Below are 14,646 nucleotides of genomic sequence, written 5' to 3'. Positions count from 1 at the left end.
CGCTGCTCTACAGCGTCGAGACGTAGAGCTGGGCGTGTTCGACGGCGGCGAGCGTCGCGGCGAGGCACTCCTCCAGCTCCTGGGCGGCCTGCGACAGCGACGCCTGCGCGGCGTCGACAGTGGAGTGTCCACTCCCCTCCAGCGCCCCGGCCAGGGTCTGCTGGGCCTCGGCGAGCTTGTCGCTGGCGGCCTGCACCGCGGCCTGGCCGTCGCCGATCTGCTGCAGTGCGGCGTCGATGGCCGCTTTCAGCTCGGCGACACTCGCCACGGCGAAACCTCCTGGGGGCGGGAAGGCTCTAATTAGAGCTTATCCCGATCAGCGCTCTGCGGCGCCCTGGGCGTTTGCTGCCCCGCTGTCCGTTCCCAGGTGGTCCCGCCGGAGCGGGTCACCCGCCCCGCTTCCTCCCACTTTGCGTCACCGGACGATTACTCAGTCGGATCTCCGACAGTTGTCTGGCGGCCACCGGCAGGCCCAGCTCAGCGCCGCAACTTCCAGGCCGTCCCGAGCCGGTTCTCCGTCACCCGTGCGGCGGTGCGGTCAACCAGCGCGGTCCGCGTACCTGCGCACCGAGCGCGGTGACGCGGTCCCGCAGCGCCCGGTCGGCGGTGACCACCACACAGCTCCGGCCGGCGCCCTCCGCACCGACCAGGCCGACGATGGCGTCGTCGCCGGAGCCCTCCGCAGCGACCACCCGGACGCCCTCGGCCGGCTCCACCCGGCGGGCCGCGCCCTCCACCACCAGCACCACCGCCACCGGCGGGGGCAGCCCCGGCAGGCCGTGCCGGGCGATCGGCGCCAACCGGTCCCGCAACCGTGCCGTCGCCCCGGCCCGGTCCCGCCACCAGCCGTCCGGGCGGGAGCCGACCACGTTCGCGGCGTCCACGACGAGGAGAGCTTCGACTGCCATCCGCCCAGCCTGCCAGCACAGCCGTCCCACCTGTGGTTAGGGCGCGTTTGTCGGGCCTTCCGCCGGGTAGCCGAGATGACGCCAGTGCCCGCGCCCGTGAGGGGGACAAGAGATGACGCAGGGACCCGGCGACTTCGGCCCCGATCCGTGGGACGAGTTCCTCGCCCGCTACTTCGGCCGGGGAGAAAGCCGCCGGCAGGGGCAGCGGGTCGACATCACCAGGCTGATGACCGCGGACGCCCGGGAGATGCTGGCGGACGCGGCACGCCGGGCGGCACAGGCGAACAGCAACGACCTGGACACCGACCACCTGCTCTGGGCCGCCCTGCAACGCGAACCCCTGCGGGACCTGCTCAGCCGGGCCGGTGCCGACCCGGACGCGCTACTCGGGGCGCTCGGCGGCGAGCAGCGGGTGGAACGGCCGGCCAAACACGGCCAGGTGCCGTCGAACATGTCCCTCACCCCGGCGGCGAAGCGGGCGCTGCTCGACGCGCACCAGCTCTCCCGGGCGATGGGCGCCTCCTACATCGGGCCGGAGCACATCCTGATGGCCCTGCCGCTGAACCCCGAGTCGCCGGCCGGCCGGATGCTGGCGGCGGGCCGGATCCAGCCGCAGTCGTTGCAGGCGGCCAGCGCCAGCGGCGGCGGGAACGGCGGCGCCAAGCCGGACCGGGGCACCCCGACCCTCGACCAGTACGGGCAGGACCTCACCGATCTGGCCCAGGCCGACGGGATCGACCCGGTGATCGGCCGAATGGACGAGATCGAGCAGGCGGTGGAGATCCTGTCCCGGCGTACCAAGAACAACCCGGTACTGATCGGCGAGGCCGGGGTCGGCAAGACCGCGATCGTCGAGGGGCTCGCCGAGCGGATCTGTGACGGGGACGTGCCGCAGACGCTGATCGGCAAGCGGGTGGTGCAGCTCGACCTCGCCGGCCTGGTCGCCGGCACCCGCTACCGGGGCGACTTCGAGGAGCGGCTGAAGAAGGTGATCGACGAGATCCGGGCGCACGGCGACGAGCTGATCATCTTCCTCGACGAGCTGCACACCCTGGTCGGCGCGGGCGGAGCCGGTGCCGAGGGCGGGATGGACGCCAGCAACATGCTCAAGCCGGCGCTCGCCCGGGGCGACATGCGGGTGATCGGCGCGACCACGCTGAACGAGTACCGGCGGCACATCGAGAAGGACGCCGCGCTGGCCCGGCGGTTCCAGCCGGTACTGGTGCCGGAGCCCACCGTGGACGACACCGTCGCCATCCTGCGCGGACTGCGGGACCGCTACGAGGCGCACCACCAGGTCCGGTTCACCGACGAGGCGCTGGTCGCCGCCGCCGAACTCTCCGACCGGTACGTCACCGACCGGTTCCTCCCCGACAAGGCGATCGACCTGATCGACCAGGCCGGTGCCCGGGTCCGGCTGCGTACCCGGACACCCGCCGGTGACGTGCGGGAGCTGGAGCGGGAGCTGGAGGAGGTACGCCGGGAGAAGGACCAGGCGGTCGCCGACGAGCAGTACGAGCGCGCCTCCGAACTGCGCGACCGGCTCCAGGAGGTACGCGAGCGGCTGCACGTGGCGAACGGCAACGGCGACCAGCCGGCGGTGCCCGAGGTGGGGCCGCAGGAGATCGCCGAGGTGGTCTCCCGGGCCACCGGCATCCCGGTCAGCCAGCTCACCGAGGAGGAACGGGACCGGCTGCTCCGGCTGGAGGGGCACCTGCACGAGCGGGTGGTCGGCCAGGACGACGCGGTGAGCGCGGTCGCCGAGGCGGTACGGCGGTCCCGTACCGGGCTGGCCGACCCGGACCGGCCGATGGGCAGCTTCCTCTTCCTCGGCCCGACCGGGGTCGGCAAGACCGAGCTGGCCCGGGCGCTGGCCGAGGCGCTCTTCGGCGAGCAGGACCGGATGGTCCGGCTGGACATGAGCGAGTTCCAGGAGCGGCACACGGTGAGCCGGCTGGTCGGCGCCCCGCCCGGGTACGTCGGCTACGAGGAGGCGGGACAGCTCACCGAGGCGGTCCGGCGCCGCCCGTACGCGGTGGTGCTGCTCGACGAGATCGAGAAGGCGCACCCGGACGTCTTCAACATCCTGTTGCAGGTACTCGACGACGGACGGCTCACCGACAGCCAGGGGCGGACGGTGAACTTCCGGAACAGCGTACTGATCATGACCAGCAACCTCGGCTCCGAGCTGATCACCGGCAGCCAGCGCAGCGTCGGCTTCGGCGGCGGTGCGGGTGGCGGCGCCGAGGAGGAGAACACCGAGCTGCGGGACCGGCTGATGCGCCGGCTCCAGGAGCAGTTCCGGCCGGAGTTCCTGAACCGGATCGACGAGGTGATCATCTTCCGCCGTCTGGAGCAGCAGCAGCTCCGGCAGATCACCGAGCTGCTGCTGGGCGAGACCCGCCGACGGCTGCGCGCCCAGGACATCGGGGTCGAGTTCACCACCGAGGGGGTGGACTGGATCGCCGAGCACGGCTACGAACCGCAGTTCGGCGCCCGGCCGCTGCGCCGGACGATCCAGCGGGAGGTCGACAACCGGCTCTCCCGGATGCTGCTGGACGGGACCGTGGAGCCGGGGCAGCGGGTCACGGTCGGCGCGCGGGACGGCCAACTGACCTTTGACGTGTCGGCGGAGCGGCCCGGCGGACGCAGCCCGGCCACCGCCACGCACGGCCGATGAGCCGACGGCCGGCCGGCGGCTCGCCCGGACCCCGCACCTACCGGACCGGCGGGCCCGGCCGGGAGCCGCGCCCACTGGCCGGAAGTCTGGGAGCCCCGCGCGGCCACCGCGCCGGGGCCCCGCTGACCGCAGACCCGGACCCGCGGGTACGACCCGCCTGGCGGGGACCGGGCCGAGAGGAGGAGAGCGACGTGAGCCAGCCCGAGGAGAACCGCGAGAAGAGCGCGAAGACCGACGCCGTGCTGCGGCCACCGACCGCCGGGGGACCGGCGCGGCCCCAACCGCCGCAGGGAAACCGGAACCGTACCGAGGAGGAGGCCGACCGATCCGCGCCGCCGTCGACGGAGGAGGCGTGATGGCCCGACAGCAACGGGTGGAGCCGGAGGTGGAGCAGCTGTGGCAGGACTTCCACAGCCGCGTCAACGTCACCTCGGAGCAGCTGCGCAGCTGGCTGCTCACCCAGGGCTCCGGTGAGCAGGCGTTCGGCGCCGACCCCGATCTCGGGCTGCCGGAGCCCGGCCGGCAGATCCTGATGATCCTGGGCAAGCGCAAGGTCGACCTGACCGACGGCGACATCCAGGTGATGCGGGAGACGGTCGACGAGATCCAGGACCTGATCGACACCCGACCCCCGGACGGCGCGACCGACGAGCAGTGGCGGCGGGCCCTGCTCGACCTCGGCCACGACCCGCTGATCGAGCGGTAGTACGACCCGACCCGACCACGCCGTTCGCCGTCACACGGAGACCGGCGTGGTCGGTCGGGTCGAGCTACGCGCCGCCGATCGACGGTACGTTCAGTCCGGCCGTGTCGGCGGCGTCGGTCCGCTGGGTACGCAGCGCCTCCTCCCGGGCCAGCAGCGCCGCGTACTCGGCGATGTCCTCGGGAGTCGGCAGCGCCGGTACCCGGCGAAGGAACGCCTCGACGTCCCGGGAGGCGGCGGTGTGCGCGGCGGCGACCCGGCGTACGGTCTCCCGGTCGTCCTCGGGCGGGATCATGTCGGTCATGCCGGTACCCGTACCCGCTCCCGGCCGCTTCGCACCAGTCCGTCACGGGTGGCGGTCTCGGCCGGTCGGGCCGTGCGCCGTCCGGCCCGGAACCGGACGGCGCACGGTGGCGGGTGCCCCGCCGACCGGGGGTCAGTCCCGCCGGCCGGGGCGATGTCGACGGTCGCCTCGGTACCGGAGGTTCTGGGTCGGGCAGGGCACCGTCAAGGTAACCGGCCACGATCGACCGAGGTATATCCCGGCTAGCTCATACCGCCTCGTGCGGCGGGCCGGGCGGATCTTCCGCTCCGTGCCGGCGCCTCGTAATCTTGGGCGCCCGATCGACCCGTCGCTGCGCACCCCGCACCGCACCGCCGCCGAGGAGCCCCCTTGCCCGTCACCCGACCCGGCCGGCGGCCGGCGGTCCTGCTGGCCTATGCCGCCTTCGTCCTGGTCGGCCTGAGCGCCGGGGTCGGCGGTGTGCTGCTGCCGGCCCAGATCGACGACTACGGGATCGACAAGGCCACCATCGGGATCACCTTCTTCACCTTCTCCGCCGGCTTCCTGCTGGCCGGGATCACCACCGGCGGCCTGATCGACCGCCTCGGCACCCGGACCGCGCTGGCCGTCGGCGGCGGCGCCTTCGTGCTCGCCGCCCTCTACACGGCGCTCCGCCCACCCTTCCTGGCTCTGGTGGCGGTGCAGGTGCTCGCCGGCTACGGCATCGGGGTACTGGAGTCGGTACTCAACGCCCACCTCAGCGAGTTGCCCGGGGCGACGACACTGCTGAACCGGCTGCACGCGTTCTTCGGCGTCGGGGCGCTGCTCGCACCCGCGCTGGCCGCCTGGATGCTGCGTTCGCTGCCGTGGACGGCGGTGTGGCTGGTACTGGCCCTGGCCGGCCTGCCGCTGCTCCTCGGCTTCCTGTGGGCGTACCCGGGTCGGCGCGGCCCGGAGCACGGCCCGGCGCCGACGGCCGCCGACGGCCCGGTGGCGGTCGCCGGCCCGCCGCCCGGCGGTGCCGGTCCGCCCGACCGGCCCGGCGGCGGCGGGCTGCTGCGCGCGGCGCTGCGGCAGCCGGCGGTGGTGCTGGCGGCGGTCTTCCTCGCCGTCTACGTAGGACTCGAGATCAGCGTCGGCAACTGGGGCTTCAGCCTGCTGGTCGACGGCTACGACCAGTCGACGGTGCTGGCCGGCTACGCGGTCAGCGGCTACTGGCTGGGCCTGACCGCCGGACGTTTCCTGATCAGCCCGCTGGCCACCCGGGCCGGCCTCACCCCGGCGGCCACCAGCGCCGGCTGCCTGCTCGGGGTCACCGCCAGCGCCCTGCTCGCCTGGGCGGTACCGGTCGCGGCGGTGGCCAGCGTCGCGCTGGTACTGCTCGGCTTCTTCCTCGGGCCGCTCTTCCCGACCGCGATGGCGATGGTGCCCCGGTTGACGGCCAGCCGTCTGGTGCCGACCGCGATCGGGGTGCTGAACGGGGTCTCGGTGATCGGCGGGGCGGTCTTCCCCTGGCTGGCCGGCGTCATCGCCCAGGGGGTGGGTGTCTGGACCCTGCTGCCGTTCGCCCTGGTCCTGGCGGTCGGTCAGCTCGGGATCTGGTGGCGGCTGACCCGGCGGGTCGCCCCGGGCTGACCGGCCCGGCCCCCTCCACCCGGCTGACCGGCCCGGCCGCCTCCGCCCGGCTGACCGGCCCGGCCGCCTCGGCCGTTTCGGGCGCGGCGGAGCCGGACGGCGGTCAGCCGGGCCGGAGCCGGACGGCGGTCAGGCGGCGGCCAGGTGGTGGTCAGGCGGCGGCCAGGTCCTGCGGGCCGAAGTTCGGGTTCCGGGCCAGCCAGGCGAGGTAGTTCGGGTTGCGGGACAACGAGTCGGTGTAGGCGGCGATGGCGTGCCCGAGCACCCGGGCGGCGATGCCGGCCGCCGGGGCGTCCGGGTGCCAGCCGAGCAGCAGCCGCCAGCGCAGCGGCGTGTTCGCCAGCGGGCGGGTGACCAGGCCGGAGACCGGCCGAAAGGTGGCCTGGGCGAGCGCGATCGCCTCGCCCGCCTCGACCAGGTCGATGCAGCTGCGGATGTCGGTCTCGTAGATCTTCGCCGGGGTGAAGCCGGCCCGGGCGCAGGCCGCCACGAAGCAGTCGGCGAAGCAGCCGTCACCGGGCGCCGCCGCCCAGCGCTCCCCGGCGAGCGCCGCCAGGTGCACCTCGTCGTTGGCGGCCAGCGGATGCGCCTCCGGCAGCAGCACGAAGACGGCGTCCATCGCCACGGCCCGCCAGGTCAGCCCGAACTCCGCCGACGGTACGGCGTCACCGCAGACCCCGGAGAGCACGAAGTCGAGCCGGCCGCTGAGCACCATCTGGGCCAGCTCGTCCACCGACCAGGACGCGTGGGTGCTGATCTGCGCGTGCGGCTGGTCGGCGGCGAGTCGGTGCACCAGTCCACCGAGGATCGGACTGTTCACCCCGCCGAACCGGAACCGGGTCATCGTGGTGCCGGTCCCGGCCAGCCGGGCCGCCTCGTCCTGCAACCCCTTCATCGCGGGCAGCAGCACCCGGGCCCGGGCCAGCACCAGCTCACCCAGCGCGGTCGGTCGGGCGCCGCGTCGATCCCGCTCGAACAGCGGGCCGCCGAGAGTCCGCTCGATGCGCTGGAGCTGTGCGGTGAGCGCGGGCTGTGCCAGGCCCAGGGTCGAGGCCGCCTTCGTCACGCTGCCCGTCTCCGCGATCGCGCAGACCACCTTGAGGTGCCGCAGCTCCAGGTTCATAGCGTGACGGTAGGACCCGAAAGGGATTCACGGCTAGACCTTTGACTAGTGAAAGATCCCCCAAAGGAAACCCAAACTGCAACCGAACGGACACCTAATTCTGACGGGCGGCCCAGAGCAGGCCCCGTTCGGTGATCGTCCGGATCGGCGGCAGGGTCAGGTCGTCGAGCTTGTGCCCGACCGTCGAGACGAAGACCCGGCCGGCGCCCCAGGATCTGGTCCAGACCGCCGGCAGGGTGACCGACCGCTCCCACGGGGTACGCTCCGTCGTCCCCACCTCCGCGACCGGCTCCGGGTCGAAGGTCACCGTCGCGAGTACGTCGTTGAGCGGATCGGTCAGCACCCAGTACTTCTCGGTGTGCAGCCGTACCGTCCCGATGCCCCGGACGATCGGATGGTCGGCCCGCTCCGGGCGCACCGTCAAATCGTGGTCGAGGAAGCCCGGCGGATGGTGCACGAAGACGCCGCCGGTGAGCTGGTGGTAGGCGTTGTGGTGGAAGGCGCCGACGATCCCGCCGTGCCAGCCGGCGAACCCGGTACCGGCCCGGACCGCCGCGATCAGCCCGGCCGCCTGCTCGTCGCTGATCGTCCCGATCGACCAGCACTGCACCACCAGGTCGGCGGCGGCCATCCGCTCCGGGTCGGCGTAGACGGCCAGGTCGTCGTGGACCTCCACCGCGAAGCCCGCGTCCCGCAGGAACGGGACGAACAACTCCGTCGCGGCCACCGGGACGTGCCCCTCCCAGCCGCCCCGGACCACCAACGCGTCTCGCACCGCCACACCTCCGTCCGGTAACGCACCCCGGCCCGACGCGGGGTCCGCGCCGGGCCGAGCAGGATCATGCCATCCGGGCGGACGTTCAGGTCGCCGCCGGCGGCGTCGCCGTGGTCGCCGGCGGCGTCAGGTCCTCGACGTACGTCGGCCGGCCGCTCACCGCGTCGCGTACCTTGTCCACCACGCCGAGCGCGGGTTCGACCACCCGGTTCCACGGCGGTGTCGCCGGGGTGTCCGGGTGCGGCCGGGTCGGGGCGGCCTCCTCGGCGATCTCCACCCGGTTGCCGAGCCGGATCAGCTCCGCGTCACTGGCCGCGGCCCGCAGTGCCGGGAAGATCTCCGTCGAGGCGGTCGACGCGTGCCGGCGCAGCTGCCCGGTCACCTCGTCGGCGAGTTCGGCGAACCGGGGCTCGGTCGGGGTGACCTGCGCGAGTTCCCGCAGCGTACGCAGCACGTCGGTGTCCGCCGCCAGCTCCCGGTCGGCCAGCGGTCCGCCGTCGGGCAGCGCGCTGCGCACGGTCGGGTAGAGGTACTGCTCCTCGCCGGAGAGATGCCGGGCGACGGTCGCGGTCAGCACCTCGGCGACCTGGCTGCGCCGCTCCGGCGCGATCTCCCCGGTCAGCTCCCCGCAGAGCGCCACGATCTGGTCGTGCTCCTCGGCGAGCAGTTCCACCATGCTGCGCCCGCCGGGCCGGTAGTCCTCCTCGTCACCGGTCGGGGGCAGCGGCGGCAGTGGCACGCTCACGGTTGGCCTCCTCACTCCAGGTCCGCCGGTCCGGTCCATCCATCGACCGGCGCTGTTGGGCGGACACCCGCAGGTACCCTCGGGTCCAGATGGCGAAACCCGACACCGGGTGGGGGCGGACGCGCGGAGCCGCCCGGCTGGTATGAAGAACCGCATGACTAGCGAGTCCGCGTCCACCCATCCGAGCGCCGCCGACGAGGTCGTCGAACTCTGCCGGGACCTGCTCCGGATCGACAGCAGCAACACCGGCGACCCCGAGACCACCGTCGGGGAACGGGCCGCCGCGGAATACGTCGCGGGCAAGCTCGCCGAGGTCGGCGTGGAGTCGCAGCTGCGCGAGTCCGCGCCCGGCCGGACCAGCCTGGTCGCCCGGATCCCCGGTACCGACCCGGGCCGGGGCGCGCTGCTGGTGCACGGACACCTGGACGTCGTACCCGCCGACGCGAGCGAGTGGTCGGTGCACCCGTTCTCCGGCGAGATCGCCGACGGCTACCTCTGGGGCCGGGGCGCCATCGACATGAAGGACTTCGACGCGATGGTCCTCGCGGTGGTGCGCCAGTGGCAGCGCACCGGGGTACGCCCGCCCCGCGACCTGGTGCTCGCCTTCACCGCAGACGAGGAGGCCGGCGGCGAGTACGGCGCGCACTTCCTGGTCGACCGCCACCCCGAGCTGCTGGAGGGCGCCACCGAGGCGATCGGCGAGGTCGGCGGCTTCTCCTACACGGTCAGCCCGGACCTGCGGCTCTATCTCATCGAGACCGCCGAGAAGGGTCTGGAGTGGCTGCGGCTGCACGCCCGGGGCCGCCCCGGCCACGGCTCCATGGTGCACGACGACAACGCCGTCACCGCCCTCGCCGAGGCGGTGGCCCGGGTCGGCCGGCACCGCTTCCCGATCGTGGTCACCCCGACCGTACGGGCGTTCCTGGAGCAGGTCTCCGAGGCGCTCGGCATCGAACTCGACCCGGACGACCCGGAGCTGGCGATCGCCAAGCTGGGGCCGATCGCCAACCTGATCGGGGCGACGGTCCGGAACACCGCCAACCCGACCCGGCTGGCCGCCGGCTACAAGGACAACGTGATCCCGAGCCGGGCCAGCGCCACCATCGACTGCCGGAGCCTGCCCGGCCAGTCCGATCTGCTGATGGAGCAGTTGCGCGAGGTGATCGGGCCGGACATCGAGATCGAGCACGTCCAGCGGCAGCCGGCGCTGGAGACCAGTTTCGACGGCGACCTGGTCGACGCGATGGCGGCGGCGCTGCGGGCCGAGGACCCGGGTGCCCGGCCGGTGCCGTACATGCTCTCCGGCGGCACCGACGCCAAGGCGTTCGCCAAGCTCGGCATCCGCTGCTTCGGCTTCGCGCCGCTGCGGCTGCCGGCCGACCTGAACTTTTCCGCGCTCTTCCACGGCATCGACGAGCGGGTGCCGGTCGACGGACTACAGTTCGGCGTGCGGGTGCTCGACCGGTTCCTCCGGCAGAGCTGACCACCCGTCCGCCTGGCACATCCGGCGGCACTCGTCTACGGTTCCCCGGTTGATCCATCTACTTCCGGTTCCACCCAGTCCCGGTCCACCCAGTCCCGGCCGCGTCGGCGTATCGACTTCCCGCCCGCGCCGGGCTCGGCGGGCCGGCGACATCGCAGCGAAGGGACAGGCCACACCATGACCGACCAGCACGCCGAGCTGGACGCCGCCCTGGAACGGGTCATCGAGACCGCTCGGGCGCACCTCGCCGCCGTCCGGGCCGCCGAGGGCCGGATCGACGACGATGCCGTCTGGCAGGCGTACGTCGAGCTCAACAACGCGTCGTACGAGTACGACGAGCAACTGCTCGACGCCTTCGGCGAGGTCACGCCCTGGGACGTGGAGGCGATCGACCCGGACGAGGCGGACGAGCGCTTCGGGGTGGGCCTGGGCGGTGCCGACGGCTCCGAGCCGAGCGACCCGCACCCGCTGGTCCTCTCCGTACGCCACCGGCGCGACTACCGGGTGCCGAGCGTCGCCGCCCTGCTCCGGGTGGCCCAGGCCGCCCGGCGGGCCGCCGTACCGGAGGACGAGGAGTCGCCGGTGGTGGAGGGTGTCGGCGAGGCGGTGCTGGAGCTGTTGCAGACCGGGGACGGGTCGCTGGGCGCCCTCGACATCCCCGAGCTGGAGCCGCTGGACGGCGTGGTGATGGTCAGCGAGGTCTCCGTCCCGCTCGACCTGGAGTCCTTCGACGACGAGGACAGCAGCGGACCGTTCACGCCGGGGGCCGACGACCGGCTCGTCGGTCGGCTGGACGAGCACCCGTTCCTGTCGGACGCCGACGAGGAGACCGAGCGGGCCCGGTAGGGGTGGTTCAGTAGGAGAGGCCCGGTTGCGACTGGTTGGCCACCCGGCGGCGCAGCACCACCTGTCGGGTGCCGTCCCGGAACAGTCGCACCCGGGCCAGCTCCCAGCCGGAGAACTCGGCCTGGATCGCCAGTTGCGCCATTGCGGTCTTCCGGTCGACATTCGGCGGTAACCGCAATGGCGCGTATTCGTAGTCCATGTCCTCTATCCTGCCCACGCGCGCGGGGCGGCACCAGTCCTTCCGCGCCGGTGCGGTGTGCCGTGTCCCCGTCCGGGGTCAGCTGTCCCGTTCCGGGTAGCCGACCGGGACGGACGAGACGTCGTCGAGGGCCCGGGTGATCTCCAGCGGCAGCGTCATCCGCTCCACCTGGAGTGCGCCGAGCAGCTGACCAACGGTGCGGGCGCCGAGGATCGGGGCGACCACCCCGGGCCGGTCCCGGACCCAGGCCAGCGCCACCTCCAGCGGTGACACGCCCAGTCCGCCGGCCGCGGTCGCCACCGCCTCCACGATGCTGGAGCAGCGCGGCTCCAGATAGCGGGCGACGAAGGGTTCGAAGTGTGCCGAGGCGGCCCGGGAGTCGGCCGGTCGGCCGTGCCGGTATTTCCCGGTCAGCACCCCGCGACCCAGCGGTGACCAGGGCAGGACGCCGAGCCCGAGCTCCTCGCAGGCGGGCAGCAGCTCCCGCTCGATGCCGCGCTCCAGCAGGGAATACTCCACCTGGGCGGCGACCACCGGCGCCCGGCCGGGGAACGCCGCCTGCCAGGTGGCGGCCCGGGCGGTCTGCCAGCCGGAAAAGTTGGAGACCCCGACGTAGCGCACCCGGCCGCTGGTCACCGCGTGGTCCAGCGCGGCCAGCGTCTCCTCCAGCGGGGTGGCCGGGTCGTAGCCGTGCACCTGCCACAGGTCGACGTGGTCGGTGCCGAGCCGGCGCAGCGAGGCGTCCAGGGTGCGCAGCAGGTGGCCCCGGGAGGTGTCCCGGCGGCGGCCGGGACCGGGCCGCAGCCCCGCCTTGGTGGCGATCAGCAGGTCGTCGCGGGGGACCAGGGTGCCGAGCAGCGAGCCGATCACCGCCTCGGCGTCCCCGTCGCCGTAGACGTCGGCCGTGTCGACGATGTTGCCACCGGCGTCCAGGTAACTCTTCAGTTGCGCGGCAGCGTCGTCCGCATCGGTGTCCCGACCCCAGGTCATGGTGCCGAGCGCGAGCCGGGAAACCGCCAGCCCGCTTCGGCCGAGCGGTCGCTGTTGCATGGTTGAACCTTATTCAGAACATCGCCCCGCCGATATCCTCGCTCCCGCCATCCCGCTGCGGGTCGAGAGGTACAAAAACGACGTCCAGGCACGGGTCCGGCATCGGCGGGTCAGCGGAGGAGGGTCGGGGGTCATTGCGTACCCTGATGCGACTTGCGCCACGGATGGGGGAGAAGAAGCAGTGCGACTCGGGCTCAGCCTCGGATACCAGACGGCGTGGAGCACTCCGGCGGACCACCTCGCCCTCACCCGGGAGGCGGACCGGCTCGGCTACTCGGTGGTCTGGGCGGCGGAGGCGTACGGCTCGGACTCGCCCAGCATGCTCGCCTGGCTGGCCGGGCAGACCGAGCGGATCGACGTCGGCTCGGCGGTGATGCAGATCCCGGCCCGCAGCCCGGCGGCGACCGCGATGACCGCCGCCACCATCGACGCCGTCTCCGGCGGCCGGTTCCGGCTCGGTCTCGGCGTCTCCGGCCCGCAGGTCTCGGAGGGCTGGCACGGGGTGCGGTTCGCCAAGCCGCTGGCCCGGACCCGGGAGTACGTCGACATCGTCAAGCTGGCCATCGCCCGCAAGCCGGTGGAGTACGACGGCGCGCACTACCGCCTACCGCTGCCGGACGGCCCCGGCAAGGCGCTCCGGCTCGGCTTCCATCCGCCCCGGGAGGAGATCCCGATCTACCTGGCCGCGGTCGGGCCGAAGAACCTCGAACTCGCCGGTGAGATCGCCGACGGCTGGCTGGCGATCTTCTACGCGCCGGAGTTCGCCGCCGAGCAGCTCGGCGCGGTGACCGCCGGCCGGGCGAAGGTCGGCAAGGAACTCGCCGGCTTCGACGTGGTGCCCAGCGTGCCGGTGGTGGTCGGTGACGACGTCGCCGCCTGCGCCGAGCTGGTCCGCTGGTACGCCGCGCTCTACGTCGGCGGGATGGGCAGCCGGGAGCAGAACTTCTACAACCAGCTCGCCACCCGGATGGGGTACGGCGACGCCGCCCGCGAGGTGCAGGACCTCTACCTGGCGAAGCGGCAGCGCGACGCGGCGGCGGCCGTACCACTGGAGTTCATCGACCGGACCTCGCTGCTCGGCCCGAAGGAGCGGATCGCCGACCGGATGCGCGAGTACGCCGCTGCCGGCGTCACCACGCTCTCGCTGACCCTCTTCGTCGCCGACGCGGAGAGCGGGATCGAGACCCTGCGTACCTGCGCCGAGGCGCTGGACCTCGCCGGGGTCGGCGAGTGAGCGGGCCGGGAGAGCACGGGCCGGCGGGCGAGCGGCGGGGTACGGGAACGAGCGGGGTGCGCGGGTGAGCTGGATCGAGGCAATCGTCCTGGGGATCGTCCAGGGCCTCACCGAGTTCCTGCCGGTCAGTTCGTCGGGTCATCTACGGATCACCTCGGCGATCTTTTTCGACCAGGACGCCGGGGCGTCGTTCACCGCGGTCACCCAGCTCGGCACCGAGGCGGCCGTACTGCTCTACTTCGCCAAGGACATCTGGCGGATCACCCGGGTCTGGGTGGTCGGGATCTGGGACAAGTCCGTGCGGTCGAGCCTCGACTACCGGATGGGCTGGTACGTCATCATCGGCTCGATCCCGATCGGCGTCTTCGGCTTCCTCTTCAAGGACCAGATCCGGGACACCGCCCGGAACCTCTGGCTGGTCGCCACCACGCTGATCGTCTTCGCCTTCGTGCTCGCCTTCGCCGAGTACTGGGGCCGGCAGACCCGCCGGCTGGAGAACTTCACCCTCAAGGACGGCGTCGTGATGGGCTTCGCCCAGGCGATGGCGCTGATCCCCGGGGTGTCCCGGTCCGGCGGCACGCTGACCGCCGGGCTCTTCCTCAACCTGACCCGCGAGGCGGCGGCCCGGTACTCCTTCCTGCTGGCCATTCCGGCGGTGGTGATGTCCGGGATCTTCAGCCTCCCCGACGTCTTCGACACCAGCGGCGGCGGCTCGATCCCGACCCCGGCGCAGATGATCGTGGCCACGGTGATCGCCTTCGGGGTCGGCTACGCCGCCATCGCCTGGCTGCTGCGCTATGTCGCGCACCACACCCTCTACGTCTTCGTGCTCTACCGGGTGGCGCTGGGCAGCCTGGTCCTGGCCCTGCTGCTGACCGGCACGATCAGCGCCACCTGATCCACCCGGCACGGCCGGCCACCTGATCCACCCGCCACGGCCGTCGGTGGTCGGCCCGCCGGCCGTCACCGGGGCCCGGCCGCC

At 73.0% G+C, this 14,646-nt stretch carries 16 protein-coding genes; 8 read left to right on the top strand and 8 right to left on the bottom strand.

The window, feature by feature from the left end; translation table 11 throughout:
- Positions 1-7: 7 nt before the first annotated feature.
- Together C6W10_RS18670 and C6W10_RS18665 are read right to left on the bottom strand one after the other, a co-directional pair.
- Positions 8-268, bottom strand: a complete 261-nt coding sequence (locus C6W10_RS18670; protein ID WP_107259179.1) for a hypothetical protein — start codon at positions 266-268, stop codon at positions 8-10.
- A 250-nt stretch (positions 269-518) separates the two neighbouring features.
- Positions 519-908 (bottom strand): hypothetical protein, encoded by a 390-nt coding sequence (locus tag C6W10_RS18665; protein ID WP_107259178.1) that lies wholly within the window; start codon positions 906-908, stop codon positions 519-521.
- A gap of 112 nt (positions 909-1,020) precedes the next feature.
- Between C6W10_RS18665 and C6W10_RS18660 the strand changes: the two genes are divergently transcribed.
- From C6W10_RS18660 to C6W10_RS18650, 3 genes are all read left to right on the top strand, one after another.
- Positions 1,021-3,588 carry an ATP-dependent Clp protease ATP-binding subunit gene (locus C6W10_RS18660; RefSeq protein WP_107259177.1) on the top strand — a complete coding sequence of 856 codons (2,568 nt, stop codon included), beginning with the start codon at positions 1,021-1,023 and terminating at the stop codon, positions 3,586-3,588.
- A 191-nt stretch (positions 3,589-3,779) separates the two neighbouring features.
- Positions 3,780-3,944 carry a hypothetical protein gene (locus tag C6W10_RS37405; RefSeq protein WP_159079152.1) on the top strand — a complete coding sequence of 55 codons (165 nt, stop codon included), beginning with the start codon at positions 3,780-3,782 and terminating at the stop codon, positions 3,942-3,944.
- Complete coding sequence (locus tag C6W10_RS18650) at positions 3,944-4,294, top strand: DUF3140 domain-containing protein (protein WP_107259175.1); 351 nt, start codon at positions 3,944-3,946, stop codon at positions 4,292-4,294. The genes C6W10_RS37405 and C6W10_RS18650 overlap by 1 nt, the downstream gene beginning before the upstream one ends.
- A gap of 64 nt (positions 4,295-4,358) precedes the next feature.
- On the opposite strand, the gene C6W10_RS18645 is transcribed toward C6W10_RS18650, so the two are convergent.
- Positions 4,359-4,595, bottom strand: a complete 237-nt coding sequence (locus tag C6W10_RS18645) for a hypothetical protein (RefSeq protein WP_107259174.1) — start codon at positions 4,593-4,595, stop codon at positions 4,359-4,361.
- A gap of 369 nt (positions 4,596-4,964) precedes the next feature.
- On the opposite strand from C6W10_RS18645, the gene C6W10_RS18640 reads away from it, so the two are divergent.
- Entirely contained in the window at positions 4,965-6,209 is a 1,245-nt protein-coding gene (locus C6W10_RS18640) for a sugar MFS transporter (protein WP_107259173.1), read from the top strand.
- Positions 6,210-6,360: 151 nt separating this feature from the next.
- Here the strand turns inward: C6W10_RS18640 and C6W10_RS18635 are convergent, their stop codons facing one another.
- The 3 genes from C6W10_RS18635 to C6W10_RS18625 all read right to left on the bottom strand — a co-directional run bounded on the left by C6W10_RS18635 (position 6,361) and on the right by C6W10_RS18625 (position 8,852).
- A complete protein-coding gene (locus C6W10_RS18635) occupies positions 6,361-7,332 on the bottom strand; it encodes a LysR family transcriptional regulator (RefSeq protein ID WP_107259172.1) in 972 nt (323 codons plus the stop codon).
- Positions 7,333-7,426: 94 nt separating this feature from the next.
- Positions 7,427-8,107 carry a ThuA domain-containing protein gene (locus C6W10_RS18630; protein ID WP_107264073.1) on the bottom strand — a complete coding sequence of 227 codons (681 nt, stop codon included), beginning with the start codon at positions 8,105-8,107 and terminating at the stop codon, positions 7,427-7,429.
- 85 nt (positions 8,108-8,192) lie between these two features.
- On the bottom strand, positions 8,193-8,852 hold the full coding sequence (locus tag C6W10_RS18625; RefSeq protein WP_107259171.1) for a hemerythrin domain-containing protein: 660 nt from the start codon (positions 8,850-8,852) through the stop codon (positions 8,193-8,195).
- 154 nt (positions 8,853-9,006) lie between these two features.
- Here C6W10_RS18625 and C6W10_RS18620 point away from each other — a divergent pair, with 154 nt between their 5' ends.
- Positions 9,007-10,335 carry a M20/M25/M40 family metallo-hydrolase gene (locus C6W10_RS18620; protein WP_107264072.1) on the top strand — a complete coding sequence of 443 codons (1,329 nt, stop codon included), beginning with the start codon at positions 9,007-9,009 and terminating at the stop codon, positions 10,333-10,335.
- Positions 10,336-10,512: 177 nt separating this feature from the next.
- Positions 10,513-11,181 (top strand): hypothetical protein, encoded by a 669-nt coding sequence (locus tag C6W10_RS18615; RefSeq protein WP_107259170.1) that lies wholly within the window; start codon positions 10,513-10,515, stop codon positions 11,179-11,181.
- A 7-nt stretch (positions 11,182-11,188) separates the two neighbouring features.
- Here the strand turns inward: C6W10_RS18615 and C6W10_RS18610 are convergent, their stop codons facing one another.
- Positions 11,189-11,380, bottom strand: coding sequence for a DUF5703 family protein (locus C6W10_RS18610; RefSeq protein WP_101366076.1), 192 nt, complete (start codon positions 11,378-11,380; stop codon positions 11,189-11,191).
- Positions 11,381-11,458: 78 nt separating this feature from the next.
- Positions 11,459-12,430, bottom strand: coding sequence for an aldo/keto reductase (locus tag C6W10_RS18605; RefSeq protein WP_107259169.1), 972 nt, complete (start codon positions 12,428-12,430; stop codon positions 11,459-11,461).
- 181 nt (positions 12,431-12,611) lie between these two features.
- Between C6W10_RS18605 and C6W10_RS18600 the strand changes: the two genes are divergently transcribed.
- Both C6W10_RS18600 and C6W10_RS18595 read left to right on the top strand, forming a co-directional pair.
- Complete coding sequence (locus C6W10_RS18600) at positions 12,612-13,664, top strand: LLM class F420-dependent oxidoreductase (protein WP_107259168.1); 1,053 nt, start codon at positions 12,612-12,614, stop codon at positions 13,662-13,664.
- A 64-nt stretch (positions 13,665-13,728) separates the two neighbouring features.
- Entirely contained in the window at positions 13,729-14,562 is an 834-nt protein-coding gene (locus C6W10_RS18595) for an undecaprenyl-diphosphate phosphatase (RefSeq protein WP_107259167.1), read from the top strand.
- The last annotated feature ends 84 nt before the right edge of the window (positions 14,563-14,646 follow it).

Source organism: Plantactinospora sp. BB1 (assembly GCF_003030385.1).
GTDB lineage: Bacteria > Actinomycetota > Actinomycetes > Mycobacteriales > Micromonosporaceae > Plantactinospora.
The sequence above is the reverse complement of the archived record's forward strand: the minus strand, read 5'-3'. Positions and strand labels throughout refer to the sequence as shown.